Annotated in this window: 14 protein-coding genes and 1 pseudogene; 8 read left to right on the forward strand and 7 right to left on the reverse strand. The window is 63.9% G+C overall.

The features are described from left to right. Positions 1 to 88: 88 nt before the first annotated feature. Positions 89 to 295: a hypothetical protein gene (locus BT108_RS09115; RefSeq protein WP_072294229.1), complete on the reverse strand. Its 207-nt coding sequence runs from the start codon at positions 293 to 295 to the stop codon at positions 89 to 91. Here BT108_RS09115 and BT108_RS09120 point away from each other — a divergent pair. Further along, positions 294 to 1,088: a Crp/Fnr family transcriptional regulator gene (locus BT108_RS09120; RefSeq protein WP_072294230.1), complete on the forward strand. Its 795-nt coding sequence runs from the start codon at positions 294 to 296 to the stop codon at positions 1,086 to 1,088. The genes BT108_RS09115 and BT108_RS09120 overlap by 2 nt on opposite strands. A 106-nt stretch (positions 1,089 to 1,194) precedes the next feature. Here BT108_RS09120 and BT108_RS09125 read toward each other — a convergent pair whose 3' ends face one another. After that, entirely contained in the window at positions 1,195 to 4,029 is a 2,835-nt protein-coding gene (locus tag BT108_RS09125) for an aconitate hydratase (protein ID WP_072294231.1), read from the reverse strand. Then, positions 4,026 to 4,808 carry an SDR family oxidoreductase gene (locus BT108_RS09130; protein ID WP_072294248.1) on the reverse strand — a complete coding sequence of 261 codons (783 nt, stop codon included), beginning with the start codon at positions 4,806 to 4,808 and terminating at the stop codon, positions 4,026 to 4,028. The genes BT108_RS09125 and BT108_RS09130 overlap by 4 nt, the downstream gene beginning before the upstream one ends. A 229-nt stretch (positions 4,809 to 5,037) precedes the next feature. Between BT108_RS09130 and BT108_RS09135 the strand changes: the two genes are divergently transcribed. Both BT108_RS09135 and BT108_RS09140 read left to right on the forward strand, forming a co-directional pair. After that, positions 5,038 to 5,775 (forward strand): esterase/lipase family protein, encoded by a 738-nt coding sequence (locus BT108_RS09135; RefSeq protein WP_072294232.1) that lies wholly within the window; start codon positions 5,038 to 5,040, stop codon positions 5,773 to 5,775. Further along, entirely contained in the window at positions 5,768 to 7,105 is a 1,338-nt protein-coding gene (locus tag BT108_RS09140; protein WP_072294233.1) for a hypothetical protein, read from the forward strand. The genes BT108_RS09135 and BT108_RS09140 overlap by 8 nt, the downstream gene beginning before the upstream one ends. A gap of 10 nt (positions 7,106 to 7,115) precedes the next feature. On the opposite strand, the gene BT108_RS09145 is transcribed toward BT108_RS09140, so the two are convergent. Both BT108_RS09145 and BT108_RS09150 read right to left on the reverse strand, forming a co-directional pair. Further along, on the reverse strand, positions 7,116 to 7,487 hold the full coding sequence (locus BT108_RS09145) for an MliC family protein (protein ID WP_072294234.1): 372 nt from the start codon (positions 7,485 to 7,487) through the stop codon (positions 7,116 to 7,118). A gap of 40 nt (positions 7,488 to 7,527) precedes the next feature. Further along, complete coding sequence (locus BT108_RS09150) at positions 7,528 to 7,938, reverse strand: MarR family transcriptional regulator (RefSeq protein WP_072294235.1); 411 nt, start codon at positions 7,936 to 7,938, stop codon at positions 7,528 to 7,530. Positions 7,939 to 8,144: 206 nt separating this feature from the next. Between BT108_RS09150 and BT108_RS09155 the strand changes: the two genes are divergently transcribed. Next, positions 8,145 to 9,311, forward strand: a complete 1,167-nt coding sequence (locus tag BT108_RS09155; protein ID WP_072294236.1) for an efflux RND transporter periplasmic adaptor subunit — start codon at positions 8,145 to 8,147, stop codon at positions 9,309 to 9,311. 26 nt (positions 9,312 to 9,337) lie between these two features. Then, positions 9,338 to 12,472 (forward strand): efflux RND transporter permease subunit, encoded by a 3,135-nt coding sequence (locus BT108_RS09160; RefSeq protein ID WP_072294237.1) that lies wholly within the window; start codon positions 9,338 to 9,340, stop codon positions 12,470 to 12,472. Between the two features lie 140 nt (positions 12,473 to 12,612). On the opposite strand, the gene BT108_RS09165 is transcribed toward BT108_RS09160, so the two are convergent. Both BT108_RS09165 and BT108_RS09170 read right to left on the reverse strand, forming a co-directional pair. Next, a complete protein-coding gene (locus BT108_RS09165; RefSeq protein WP_072294238.1) occupies positions 12,613 to 12,897 on the reverse strand; it encodes a type II toxin-antitoxin system RelE/ParE family toxin in 285 nt (94 codons plus the stop codon). Beyond that, a complete protein-coding gene (locus BT108_RS09170) occupies positions 12,894 to 13,175 on the reverse strand; it encodes an antitoxin of toxin-antitoxin stability system (protein ID WP_072294239.1) in 282 nt (93 codons plus the stop codon). The genes BT108_RS09165 and BT108_RS09170 overlap by 4 nt, the downstream gene beginning before the upstream one ends. A 378-nt stretch (positions 13,176 to 13,553) precedes the next feature. Here BT108_RS09170 and BT108_RS14320 point away from each other — a divergent pair. The 3 genes and pseudogenes from BT108_RS14320 to BT108_RS09185 all read left to right on the forward strand — a co-directional run. After that, positions 13,554 to 13,881, forward strand: a pseudogene (locus BT108_RS14320) (type II toxin-antitoxin system RelE/ParE family toxin). Further along, a complete protein-coding gene (locus BT108_RS09180; protein ID WP_072294240.1) occupies positions 13,874 to 14,200 on the forward strand; it encodes an addiction module antidote protein in 327 nt (108 codons plus the stop codon). Before BT108_RS14320 ends, BT108_RS09180 begins: the two are co-directional and overlap by 8 nt. A 64-nt stretch (positions 14,201 to 14,264) precedes the next feature. Next, the coding region (locus BT108_RS09185) for a helix-turn-helix domain-containing protein (protein ID WP_072294249.1) at positions 14,265 to 14,590 on the forward strand (326 nt) is incomplete at its 3' end.

The following is a 14,590-nucleotide window of genomic DNA, read 5'->3' on the forward strand; positions in this document are numbered from 1 at the left end:
CACGCATGACTCCCGCCATATCAATGACTTGCGCGGTCCCATGCATGGCACGTTGTCGCAAGGCAACAATAATCCTGTCCGTTTGTTGTCACTGAATCATATCCTGTTGTTTCATATAAATATTCAAGGCTGGCACGATAGATGCTTGGATACCGGTGTACTCGTCGCGCCGGTTGGCGCGGCTTCCACCGCCCGCAACGTTGGGGCAGCCTGTCGATACCCCTGGAAACATGAAGGCAGCAAGCCTGACAATCGACTCCGGCGAAACAGCAACGACATATGGAGGCACTTCCATGTTCCAACTGCAAAGCCCGAAGCAGAACCAGATCCTTGCCGCCCTGCCCCCGGAAGACTACGAGCGGCTTCTTCCGCATCTCGAACTCTCGTACCTGTCGGTAGGGCAGTCCGTCTACGAGGCCGGTGCCTCCATCCACCACCTGTACTTTCCCACCACCAGCATCCTGGCCCCCGTCTATGGCACCGAGAGCGGCACGTCGGTTCGCCTCGCGCTCATCGGCAACGAAGGCCTCGTCGGCATCTCGGTGCTGCTGGGCGGCGGAGGCATGCCCGGGGAAGTGGTCGTGCAGAGCGCAGGAAACGCGTACCACATCCGGCCGGACATCCTGATCCGGGAATTCGACGCGTGCGGGAAATTCCAGCAGCAGGTGCTGCGCTACACGCAGGCGCTGATCACGCAGACGGCGCAGAACGCGGTGTGCAACCGGCACCACAATGTCGAGCAGCAGCTGAGCCGCTTCCTGCTGATGAGCCTGGACCGGCTCTCGGGCAATACCCTGCAGATGACGCACGAGCATATCGCCGTCATGCTGGGCGTCAGGCGCGAGAGCGTGACCCAGGCGGCCCTCAAGCTGCAGTCGATCGGTGCGATCCGGTACAGCCGCGGCCACATCGCGGTGCTGGACCGCGACGAGCTGGAAGATCTGGTGTGCGAATGCTACTCGGTGGTGAACGATGAATACGAGCGCCTGCTGCCCTGCCGCGCGTCCACGCATCGGGCGCCCGTCGCGATCACGCGGGGCAATTCCCAAGGCGGTACCCAGCAGGCAAGACTTCGGGCTGTGAGCTGAGGAGACCCCCGGGCTATCCGGCAGAAATCGGAACTGCTTTCTCTCTCCCCTCCGCGATTCCGGTTCCCGCCGCCTAGCCCGGCCTATGGTGTTTCATCCTCCGCCGTCAGGCGGTCATGAGCTCCCTGAGAACATACGGCAGGATGCCGCCATGCAGGTAGTAGTCCACCTCGATGGGAGTGTCGATCCGGCTCAATAGCCTCGCTTCCCGGCGCGAGCCGTCCTTGCCGCGGATGACCAGCGTCACCGACTGCTGCGGCCGGATCTCGTCCAGGCCCAGCAGGTCGATCTGCTCGTCGCCCATGAGCCCCAGCGACTGGGCGCCGGTACCTTCCTCGAACTGCAGCGGCAGCACCCCCATTCCGACCAGGTTGCTGCGGTGGATGCGTTCGAAGCTGCGGGCGATCACCGCCCTCACGCCCAGCAGCCGGGTTCCCTTCGCGGCCCAGTCCCGGCTCGACCCGGCGCCGTACTCCTCGCCGCCGAACACCACCGTGGGCACACCGGCCGCCACGTACGCCATGGCGGCATCGTAGATGCTCATGCGCCTGCCGTCGGGCTGGTGCAGGGTGACGCCCCCTTCGCTGCCCGGAACCATCAGGTTCTTGATGCGCACGTTGGCGAAGGTGCCGCGCATCATCACGTCGTGATTGCCGCGACGCGCGCCGTAGCTGTTGAAATCGGATTTGGGCACGCCGTTCGCCAGCAGGTAGGCGCCTGCCGGCGACGTATCCTTGATGGCCCCGGCGGGGCTGATATGGTCGGTGGTGACGGAGTCGCCGAAGATGCCGAGCACGCGCGCGCCGCGTATCCCGTCGGGACGTTCCGGGCTCATGGAAAAGCCCTGAAAGAAGGGTGGCTCGGCGATGTAGGTGGATGCCGGCCAGTCGTACACCTGCCCCGATACCGAAGAAATGTCGTTCCACAGGGCGTGGTTGCGGGTCGGATCCCCGTAGAGCCTGCGGAACGTTTCGGCGTTGGCGGCGAAGCCCATCAGCTCGTGGATTTCGTCCTCGGCCGGCCAGATGTCGCGCAGCCGCACCGGCGCGCCCTGCGGATCCAGGCCCAGCGGCTCCGTCGTCAGATCGATCCGCATGGTACCGGCGATGGCGTAGGCCACCACCAGCGGGGGAGATGCCAGGAAATTGGCGCGGATGTTGGGATGGATGCGCGCCTCGAAATTGCGGTTGCCGGATAGCACCGCCGCGCACACCAGATTGCGGGTCACCACGGCCTCTTCGATCGGCTCCGCCAGCGGTCCCGAATTGCCGATGCAGGTGGTGCATCCGTAGCCCGCCAGGCTGAAGCCGAGCCGCTCCAGGTAGGGCAGCAGCCCGGTGGCGGCGAGATACTCCGTCACGACGCGCGAACCGGGCGCGAGCGAGGTCTTGATGTGCCGCTTCACCGCCAATCCCCGCTCCACCGCCTTCCTGGCCAGCAGGCCGGCCGCGATCAGCACGCTCGGGTTGGAGGTGTTGGTGCACGACGTGATGGCCGCGATGAGGATGTCGCCATGACCGAGATCGATCGCCCCGTCGGGCACGCACGCCGGCGTCGCATCCGCTTCCATCAACGGCCGGTTGGTGACCATCTCGGCGACGTTGCGCGCGCTTCCCGGTTTCACCGCCGCCCCGGCTTCGGCATCCACGCCCGTGTATCCCTCTTCCGGCGGAGAATCCGCGCAGCGACGAACGGCATGGCGCAGGCCCAGATCCGCCGCATCCCTGCCGTAGCCACCCTCCGCAACCGGCGCCGTGAAAAGCTCCAGGAACCGGGACTTGACGTCCCCGATCTCGATGCGATCCTGGGGCCGCCTCGGCCCGGCCACGGATGGCACGACCGTGTCCAGGTCGAGCCCGAGCACGCGCGTATAGTCGATGTCCCCCTCGACGGGAATGCCGTACAGCCCCTGCGCCTTGAAGTAGGATTCGAGCAGGGCGATTTCCTCCTCGCTGCGCCCCGTTTCCCTGAAATAGGCGAGGGTTGCGTCGTCGACCGGGAAGAACCCCATGGTGGCGCCATACTCGGGCGCCATGTTGGCGATGGTGGCGCGGTCTGGCACCCGCAGCGACGCCGCGCCTTCGCCGAAGAATTCCACGAACTTGCCGACCACGCTGGCCTTGCGCAGCATCTCCGTCACCGCCAGCACCAGGTCGGTGGCGGTGACCCCGCTGCGCAGCCGGCCGGTCAGGTGGACGCCCACCACGTCCGGCGTCAGGAAGTAGACCGGCTGCCCCAGCATGCCCGCTTCCGCCTCGATCCCTCCCACGCCCCAGCCCACCACGCCGATGCCGTTGATCATGGTGGTGTGCGAATCGGTGCCCACCAGCGTGTCGGGATAGGCCACGCCGTCCTTCAGGTGAATGCCGCGGGCGAGGTATTCCAGGTTCACCTGGTGCACGATGCCGATCCCGGGCGGCACCACCCTGAAGGTATCGAACGCCTGCATGCCCCACTTGATGAACTGGTAGCGCTCATGGTTGCGGCGGAACTCGATCTCCATGTTGCGCTCCAGGGAACGGGCGTCGCCATAGTGATCCACCTGCACCGAATGATCGACCACCAGATCCACCGGCACCAGGGGCTCGATCAGCTTGGGATTCCTGCCCATGCGGTGGGCGACGCTGCGCATGGCCGCCAGATCCACGAGCAGGGGCACGCCGGTGAAATCCTGCAGCACGATCCGGGATACGACGAAGGGAATCTCGTGCGTGCGCGCGGCGTGCGGCTGCCAGCCCGCCAGCTGCCGCACGTGGGCCTCGGTGATCTTCCGGCCGTCGCAGTTGCGCAGGACGGACTCCAGCACGATGCGCAGGGACACCGGCAGGCGCGAGATCCTGCCCAGCCCGGCCGCCTCCAGGGCGGGCAGGGAATAGAACTGCGCCGTCCTGCCGGCGGCAGGGGACAGCGCTTTGCGCACGTTGAACGGATCATGTGTCACGATGGCGCTCCTCCACGAAGTTGCCCTGGCTGGTATTCCTCGATGTCTGCCTCGACCACCTCCCGCGCGAACTGCCGATAGGCTTCCCCGACCCGCCTGGCCATCGCATCGGGAAAGAGATGGAAGTCGCCTCTTCGCAGGGCCTCGACGATGCCCTCGCCGACGAGCGCAGGAGGCGCGGCCGCGCCGGCCAGGCCGGCCGCCGCGCTCATCCCGGTCGCGATCAGGCCCGGATGCACGCTCAGGACGGCCGTGCCGTGCCGCCCCATCGCGTCCCGCAGGGCCTGGGTGATGGCGTAGGCCGCCGCCTTGGAAGCCGAATGCGTCGCGAAACCGGGGGCGCACTTCAGCGCCGCCACCGAATTGATCTGCACGAATGCGCCGCCGCCGTTCGCCGCCAGGATCGGGGCGAAGGCCTGCGCCATTCGGACGAGGCCGCGCACGTTGACCTCGATGCCCTGCTCCAGCGCATCCAGGGCGCCGTCCTCCAGCACCGTGGCGGCGATGAAGACACCGGCGTTGTTCACCACCACCTGCACATCCCGCGCGCTTTCCGCCGCCTCCGCAATGGTTCCGGGCAGGGTCAGGTCCAGCCGCAGCGGCACCACCCGGTCACCATGCCGCTCGACGAGCGGGCGCGCGGCTTCCGGCTCGCGCACCGCGGCGTAGACGCGCCCGGCCCCGTGGCGCAGGAACGCCTCGGCGATCGCCCGGCCGATCCCGCGGTTGGCGCCTGTCACCAGCGCCGTCTTGCCTTCGATGTCATAACCTGTTTCCATGCCTCCTTCCGATGCGGGCGTGCGGCCGTCGATGCCGGATTCCGGATTATATGCCATGATGCGCCCGCACCCGACACCTGCGTACCGTATCCGGCACAAATTGATGCGCACACGGCGAACGTCCGCAAAAGCCCTATAATATGAAAATAGAATGACATGCCCGCTCATCGTCCGGATGCTCCGCTCCCGAATCCCGGCTGGATGCCGACCGCCACATGAATGGTGACTGATGACCGCTCCCACGCTGGCCCTGCTGCACGGCTTCCTCGGGTTCTCACGCCGCGGCCCGATCGAATACTTCCGCGGAGTCGGGTCGGCGCTGCGGGAAAGGGGAATCGCGCCGCTCACTCCGGAAGTCCGCCCCGCCGGCACCATCGCCGAACGCGCCGAGGCCCTCGCCCGCACGCTGCTGCGCGGCAATGCCGAAACCTTCGCGCTGGTGGCGCACAGCATGGGCGGGCTGGATGCGCGATACCTGATCGGCCATCTCGATCCCGACCGGCGCATCCGCAGCCTGGTGACCGTGGCCACGCCCCACCGCGGCTCTCCCGTGGCCGCATGGGCGCTGGAAGCGCGCGGCATGCTGCCCGCCTGGATCCGCCTGGTGGGGCGCCCCGGCCTGGACGAACTGACCCCCGAGGCGCGTCTGGCCGCGCCCATTCCCGACCGGCCGGATGTGTCTTACGCCTCCTACGCCGCGCAGCGGCCCGTCGCCGAGCAACCCCCCTGGCTGCGCGCCTTCGGGCGGATCATGGGGGGAGCCAACGACGGCATGGTACCGGTCGAATCCGCGTACTGGGGAGAGTTTCGCGGCATCCTGCGCGCCGACCACGTGGAACTGCTGGGCTGGAGCCTCGCGCCGCCGGACGGGCGCAGCCTGCGGCCTTTCAGGCATGCCGATTTCTGGGTCCGGGCCGCCATGGAAGCCATGGCCGCGGCCCGGCCCGAGGAGCGAGAACATGAGTAAGAACAAATGGCGCATGCCATGGTACGACTGGCTGGTATTCCTGGTGCCGTCCCTGCTCATCGTCGGGCTGGGCGTGGAATCCGCCCTGGGCCCGGCGGGGATCGAATACCGCGATTTCCGCGCCGTCGCGCACTGGTTCGACCCGGTCTTCTTCCAGTACAACCTCGTCATGGCGCTGCTGGCGGTGCTGGTCGTGCCCTCCCTCGCGCTCGCCTACATACAGAGCATGACCAACCGCAAGGAGCGCCAGCTGCTGCGGGAGGCGCCCGCCGCGCGCCACGCCGAGATTCTCGAAAGAATGAAGCAGCGCGCCTCCTTCGGCACCTATCGCGGCAGCATCTGCCTGACCACCACCATCGTGCTGCTGGGCATCTGCATCCTGCTGCTGTTCAAGCCCCTGCCGTCGGCGAATGGCGGCGTCGATTTCAGCCTGGGAGGCAACATGCTGATCATGGGCGTCTACGCGGAACTGTTCGGAAGGGACCCCGGCGCCTACTACACCCACCTCGTCCGCAGCCTGGTCGCCTTCCAGTTCGGATTCCTCGGCGCCTACATCTACTTCATCGGCTCGGTCGCGCGCGCGTTCTTCACGGTGGACCTGACCCCCCACACCTTCATCGACGGCTCCATCCGCATGATCGTCGCCAGCATCCTGGCGCTGATCCTCTCGTTCGCCGTGTACGCCGTCTCGCCCGAGACCGCCGGGCAAAGCCCCGGCCTGCTTCCCGTGGTCAGCTTCTTCTTCGGCTTCTACCCCAAGCGCGCGGCGGTGGCGATCGAGCGCATCGTGCTCAAGATCGTGCAGAGCCTGCCCGGCGACAGCTACCGCGCGCTGCCGCTCTCCATGCTGGCGGGCATGAGCTATGCCCACGAGCTGCGGCTCGAGCGGGAAGGCTACGACAACATCGAGAACCTCAGCACCGCGGACACGGTGGATCTGGCGATACGCACCTGCTTCACCTACGGCCAGCTGGAGCAGTGGAAGGATCAGGCCTGGCTCGCGGTGCACCTGCGGGAGGACTATCCGGAGTTCGTCCGGCGCACCGGCATCACCGGCGGCAGCGAACTGCGGCGCTTCCTGACCGCCAGCGACGCCGCGCAGGCCAACGGCCTGGAACAACTGGTCGCAGCCGTGACGGCCGATCCCGCCGCCACCGCATCGTGGCGCACGAGGCTCACGGCATTGAAGGCGCTGCTGGCTGCCGACCGGCCCGAGCCTGCCGGCGCCGCGCCCTCCGGCAGGCCCGCCGCGGGGCAGGTATTCCATGAGCCCCTCGAAAGCCGGCCGCCGGCGAAGGAGCCCGGCCCCGTCCGCGGAGGCGATGCCTGATGGGCGCCTCTCATCCGGGGCCGGCCTGGGCGCATTGTTCGATCCGGTCGCCCGGCAGTCCGTCGCTGCCGTGATGGAGCAGCATGGCCCAGGCGCCCGGCCCCGTCCCCTTCGTCCACCACTCCAACTCGCCGTCGGTATAGCGCGCGCCGCTGGCCGAAAGCGCCTGCGTCATCTCGCGCGTCCGGCCCTCGTACTCCACCAGCGCGAGCGTGGAGGTGGGATAGCGCGCCCGGACGGCGCGGCCGCTGTCGCAGCGGTAGGCCACCATCGCCGCCGCCTCCACGCCATCGCCGGTCGCCGCTGCGCCCTGCGCCGCCAGATGGGCGCACCCCGCCAGCAGGGCCGCCTGGACGAGGATGGAGAAAAAGAGAATGTGCATGAGGGCTCCGTTCGGATGGAGGACGATGGATGCCGTTGAATCACGGAGCCCCGAATAGCGCCTGGAAAGCCGGGCTGGCCCGATCGATGACAGCCACCATCCGGCTTTTCAAGAGCGGCGTCATGCGCACCAGCCGCGAGCGCCCGTCCGCCGGATTCCCGATTTCTTCCAGATAGCCCTCGTCTATGGCACGGCGTATGTATTTCATTGCCGTTTGCGGACTCAATCCCTTCACGAGGCCATAGGCGTCGGTCTTGGGAACGGCACTTTCGCCCCTCAACCATAATTCGGTGAACAGCCGTGAAAAATGGATGTCGCTGAACCCGGTTTCCTGAAAAATGCTCACCCAGGCATCGTCCAGCTCCCGCAAGGCAACCAGGAATCTTTTATTGTTTTCATCCTGTTGCCCCTGATGCTCCCCGGCCTCCGGTCCTGCTCCGACCTTTTTCAATTCGATGTCTCCCGCGTTCCAGTCAGCACGTCCCAAGGATACAAGCCATGAGCAACGAATTATATACTAAAAACAATATACAAATCTATTTATAGATTTGTATATTATCTTGGTGTAAGATTCCTGCCTCATTGTAGTTCATCAAAGGAAATCCGGATGGATCGAGTCTCATGAGTCTCCAAGCCATAGATTCTTCATGCTCCAGGATGCACAACCCGATCACACGCCAGCGATGCGCATTCATCCTTGTCGCCGCGCTCGCGGCAACCCTTCTCGCCGGATGCAATGCCGGATCGGGTACGCCGGCCGAACCACCGCCGCCCGATGTCGCGGTTGCGAGCGTACTGGTGCGTCCGGCGCAGACATGGGACGAATTCAACGGCCGCGTCCATGCCATTCCGACGGTGGAACTGCGTCCGCGCGTCAGCGGCTACATCGATCGTGTCGCATATAAGGAAGACAGCGAGGTCAAACCGGGCGATCTCCTGTTCGTCATCGATCCCCGGCCGTACCGCAATGCGCTCCACAGCGCACAGGCACAGCTCGAACGCGCCCGAGCGGCGGCGAAGCTCGCACGCAGCAAGACCGCACACGCGCAGGCGCTGTTTGAAACGCAGGCCATGGCGCGCGAGGAGTTCGACCGGAGACAGGCGGAGTCGGCGCAGACGAACGCCGAGGTTCGCGCAGCGGAAGCCGCCCTGGCCACCGCCAGGCTCAACCTCGGCTTTACCGAGGTCCGGGCCCCCATCGCCGGCCGCGCGGGGCGAGCGTACCTGATGGCCGGCAATCTTGCCCAGGCCGACCAGTCGATACTGACAACCCTGGTCTCGCAGGATCCGATGTACGTGTACTTCGATTGCGATGAGCACAGCTTCCTGCGCTACAGGGCATTCGCCCGCCGCAACGATCGCGGGAACCATGCCTATCCGGTCCGCATCCGCCTGGCGAACGAGGAAGGCTTTCCACATCAGGGGACCGTGGATTTCTTCGACAACCAGGTCGATCCCACGACCGGCACGATCCGTGTCCGCGCCGTCGTCGCGAATGCCGGCCGTCTGCTGACGCCCGGCCTTTTCGCCCGGGTACAGCTGCAGGGCGAAGAGGTGCCGGCGCTTCTGATAGACGCCAAGGCCATCATGACCGACCAGCATCACAAATATGTCTATGTACTGGGTGAGGGCAATACGGCGCTCCGCAGGAACGTCACGCTGGGCCGCCAGGTCGATGGCCTGTACATGGTGCAGTCCGGCCTCGATCCGGCCGACAAGGTCATCGTCGCCGGCACGCAGAAGATCCTGCGCGAGGGGGCGATCGTAGCGCCCGAGCACGTCGCCATGGAAACCGGGGCAGCCGCCCCGCATCCGGTTCCATGAAGGCGTCGGGGTAAGAAGGCGCGATCATGGATTTCTCCAAGTTCTTCATCGACCGCCCCATCTTTGCGATCGTTCTCTCCATCGTTATTTTCGCGTTGGGGCTGATCGCCATTCCGCTCCTGCCCGCAGGCGAGTACCCGGAAGTGGTGCCGCCCAGCGTCGTCGTGCGGGCGATGTACCCCGGCGCCAACCCCAAGGAAATGGCGGACTCGATCGCGGTTCCGCTGGAAGAGGCGATCAACGCCGTCGAAGGCATCATGTACATGAAGTCCGTTGCGGGTTCCGACGGCAGCCTGCAGGTGACCGTCACCTTCACGCCCGGCATCGACCCCGATACCGCGGCCGTCCGCGTCCAGAACCGCGTCGCCCAGGCCCTGTCCCGTCTGCCCCCCGACGTGCGCCAGTACGGCGTGACCACCCAGAAGCAGTCCCCCACCCCGCTCATGTTCGTGAGCCTGTCCTCGCCCGACAACCGCTACGACGGGGTCTACCTGCGCAACTACCTGACCCTGAATGTCAAGGACAAGCTCTCCCGCCTGGTGGGCGTCGGCAACGTCGGATTGTACGGGGAAGGCGACTATGCGATGCGCCTGTGGCTGAACCCGAACAAGCTTGCCACCCGCGGACTGACGGCCGGCGACGTGGTCAATGCCGTGCGCGAGCAGAATGTCCAGGTATCCGCGGGCCAGCTGGGCGCGGAACCGTCGCCCAGGAGCACGGATTTCCTGGTTCCGATCAATGTGCGCGGGCGGCTTCGCAGCGAACAGGAGTTCGGCGACATCGTGCTGAAAAGCGGGGACCATGGCCAACTGGTTCGCCTGTCCGACGTGGGACGCGTCGAGCTCGGCTCCGGCGACTACACGCTCCATGCCATGCTCAATGACAAGAACGGCGCCAGCGCGGGCATTTTTCTCACGCCCAACGCGAACTCCCTGGCGGTGGCCAGGGCGGTCTACGCCAAGTTCGAGGAACTTTCGGCGAACTTCCCCGCGGGCATGACCTACCGGATCGTGTGGGACCCCACCGTATTTGTCCGGGATTCCATCCGCGCCGTGGGTCAGACCCTGATCGAGGCGGTCTTCCTGGTCGTGCTGGTGGTCATCCTCTTCCTGCAGACCTGGCGCGCGTCGATCATTCCGCTGATCGCGGTGCCGGTCTCCATCGTCGGCACCTTTGCCTGGCTGTACCTGCTCGGATATTCCATCAATACGCTGACATTGTTCGGACTGGTGCTGGCGGTCGGCATCGTCGTGGATGATGCCATCGTCGTGGTCGAGAATGTCGAGCGCAACATCGAGGCAGGACTGGACCCCCTTGCCGCAGCCCACCAGGCCATGAAGGAAGTCTCCGGCCCCATCGTCGCGATCGCCCTGGTGCTTTGCGCCGTGTTCGTGCCCATGGCGTTCCTGAGCGGCGTCACCGGCGAATTCTACAAGCAGTTTGCCGTCACCATCGCCATCTCCACAATCATTTCCACGATCAATTCCCTGACACTGTCACCGGCACTGGCGGCGAAACTGCTCAGGAGACATGACGCCCCGAAGGATGCGCTCACCCGGCTGCTCGAGCGCATGCTGGGGTGGCTGTTCCGCCCGTTCAACCGGCTGTTCCTTCGCAGCTCCGGCAGGTATCAGGGCGCCGTGGCCCGAACACTGGGCCGGCGGGGCATCGTGTTCACCGTCTATGCAGGGTTGCTGCTCGGGACTGCAACACTGTTCCACGTCGTGCCGAGCGGCTTCATTCCCAACCAGGACAAACTCTATCTTTTCGCAGGCGCCAAATTGCCGGAGGGCGCGTCGCTTGCCCGTACCGATGCCGTCACACGCCAGCTGAACGGAATTGCCCGGACCATCGAAGGCGTGGACATCACCGAAAGCTACGTGGGCATGAACGCCCTGCAGTCGGTCAACACCCCCAACCAGGCCACGTCCTACGTCATCCTCAAGCCTTTCGACCAACGCCAGCGTTCCGCGGAATCCATCATCGCCGAACTCAACGCCAGGCTCGTGGAGATCAAGGACGGGCAGGCCTACGCACTGCTGCCTCCGCCCATCCAGGGACTGGGCAACGGGTCGGGCTATTCGCTTTACCTGGTCGACCGCGCCGGCCTGGGGTACGGCGCGTTGCAGGAAGCGTTGACGGCTTTTCAGAGCGCGATCGCGCAGACGCCGGGCATGACCTTCCCCGTCAGCTCATACCAGGCCAACATCCCGCAGCTCGAGGTCAAGGTGGACCGGGTCAAGGCCATGGCCCAGGGCGTGTTCCTGACGGATCTCTTCAATACCCTGCAGATCTACCTCGGCTCCATCTACGTCAACGACTTCAACCTGTTTGGCCGGGTCTACCGGGTAATGGCCCAGGCGGACTCCGCCTTCCGCCAGAAGCCCGAGGACATCGGCAACCTGTACACGCGCAATGCGCAGGGGGAAATGGTGCCGCTGGGGTCGATGGTGACGGTTCAACCCGCCTTTGGCCCGGATCCCGTCATCCGCTACAACGGCTATCCCGCCGCCGACCTGATCGGCGATGCCGATCCGCGCGTGTTTTCCTCCGGGCAGGTCATCACCCGGCTGTCGGAAATCGCTGCGGAGGTGCTGCCCCGCGGCATCACGCTGGAATGGACGGATCTCAGCTACCAGCAGGTGACGCAGGGCAACGCGGCGGTCATCGTATTCCCGTTGTCGATCCTGCTCGTCTTTCTGGTGCTGGCCGCCCTCTACGAGAGCTGGACGCTGCCGCTGGCGGTCATCCTGATCGTGCCGGTATGCATGTGCGCAGCGCTCTTCGGCATCTGGCTCGCGGGCGGCGACAACAACATATTCGTGCAAGTGGGGCTGGTCGTATTGATGGGTCTGGCGTGCAAGAATGCCATCCTGATCGTGGAATTCGCCCGGGAACTGGAGATCCAGGGCAAGGGTACCATCGACGCCGCACTGGAAGCCTGCCGTCTCCGGCTTCGCCCGATCATCATGACCTCGATCGCCTTCATCGCCGGCTCCATTCCGCTCGTGCTCAGCCATGGCGCCGGCAGCGAGGTGCGCCATGCAACCGGTATAACCGTTTTTGCCGGCATGCTGGGGGTGACGCTGTTCGGCTTGTTCCTTACCCCTGTCTTCTACGTCGCACTGCGCAAGCTGGCCCGCCTCAAGCCGCATGGGTGATTTCTGCTTCAGTGGGATCATTGCACATCAGCAAAATCAGCAGTGCATCGCCGATTCATCATCGCCTTGCATGGTCTCCCTCGATTCATCGTTCCGCATGACAAAGTACTGGCAGCATGGCAAGACTCGTTGCCCTGCGGCTATGCTCGAACTGGCGGCCACTGACGAGCGGTATGCACCTCAGCCAGCACCCAGACCGTATCCCTATCGATCTCGTATATCAGACGATAGCTCCTGTGTGGAACAAGTTCGCGAGTACCTGGAATCCTGCCTGTCTTGCCCATCTCTGCATGCACGGCCAGCCTGGCGACCGCGCTGCCAAAGAGCTCGTCCATGAGCACGGCTGCGTCGGGATTGTCGGCCGCGATGTAATCCCAAATGTCAGCTCGATCCTGTTCCGCCTCCGTCGTCCAGATGACTATCACTTCCGGTTTGCCGCTGCCTGCTTGCGCCTGACAGCGAACACGGCCTCAACCTCATCATTCGATCGCCCCCGGCCGGCACGCATCGAGCCGCGTGCCGCCTCCACCTTGCAACGCAGGTACTCATCATATTCCCGGACTTGGCGGCGTTGCTCGATATAGCCACGCATCAATTCACGCATGACCTGGGAGGCCGGCCGGTCTTCACTGGCGGCCTCGGCCATGAACTCGGCGCGCAACTCCGGTTCCAGTTTCAATGTAAAAACGGCTTCTTTCGGCATGAAGCAACCTTTCAACGTTAAAAATACTAAAATAGTATATACGTTGTTAGTATATTAATAAAGGTTAGCGGCGGATACGGGCGCTCCACGCAGCATCGATGACGCACGCGTCGATGCCGTGATTGCCAGGATACTGGAATCCGTGCCTCAGGCTTCACCCGTTGGAGCACACGCACCATGGCACGCGAGATGGTCATGTCAGATGACATCCTCGCAAGCATCGGGAGATGCTACCTGCGAATTTCTAACTCTGGATGCTAGCGATGGAATGCCAGCATGGCACTTCAGTGTTGCCTTGTTCGGGGATCTTTCTTCCTTCTCATCAAGCATCCATTGCCAAATATATTTGGCACATGGTATGGTGAGAGATAAGAAACAATGCAGCCTACAAAACCCAAAACAGTCATTGTCTATCAGGATGCGAGAGGCAAAGAGCCTTTCACGGAGTGGCTCCATGGACTGCGTGACCATAAAGGACGCCGCTCCATCCTGCTGCACGTGGGCAGGCTGGAACAAGGTCTGTTTGGCGATTGCCGGTCTGTCGGCGAAGGTGTTTCAGAGCTTCGGATATTTTTTGGGCCGGGCTATCGAGTCTATTTTGGTGAAGAGGCTGGCTGCATTGTTGTGCGGTGGCGACAAATCCAGCCAGGAGCGGGACATACAAGCCGCGAAAGCATACTGGAAGGAGTACAAGGATCATGGCTAAACGGACATATCGACAATTCAGGGATGTGGAAGAAGAGTATTTCCGCAGCCACCCCGAGGAAATCGACCTCTACCTTGACGAGATTTTCGATACCTATGCGGAGGATCACGATTCGGCTTCCCTACTGGCATCCCTGCGTGTCATCGCCAAGGTAAAAGGCATCAGCAATATTGCCGAGGAGACCGGACTGACACGGCAAGGCATTCAGCATGCCTTGTCCAGCAAGGGGAATCCGCGCTTCGATAATGTCAATTTGATCATGAACGCACTTGGATACCGCTTGGTGCCGGAAAAGCTCGACAACGGCCAGCGTATCTAGAGCATTTTTGATTTAAATATAGACAATATGATAAATTATCCCGGGTTCAATCTGGAGTCCGGGCATGCACGCTTATTCGCAAGATTTACGGGATCGTGTACTGGGAGCATTGCAACGTGGAGAACGTCCCAGCGATATTGCTCGGCGTTATGAAGTCAGCCGGCTGTGGGTGTATCAGGTGCGCAAGCGATTTGAAGCCAGTGGCCAGCGCCACAGCCTGCCGGTAGGGGGGCATCGGCGTTCGCGCATTGCCCATCGGGAGGGGGATATCCGTCGCTGGATTGAAGCCAGGCCGGACATGACCTTGGCAGAGTTGAGTGAACGTCTGGCCGAGGAAGGGATTGAGATCAAAGTGCCTGCCCTGTGGCATCAGCTCAACAAGTGGGGGTT

The sequence above is a fragment of the Nitrosovibrio sp. Nv17 genome (assembly GCF_900119085.1).
GTDB lineage: Bacteria > Pseudomonadota > Gammaproteobacteria > Burkholderiales > Nitrosomonadaceae > Nitrosospira.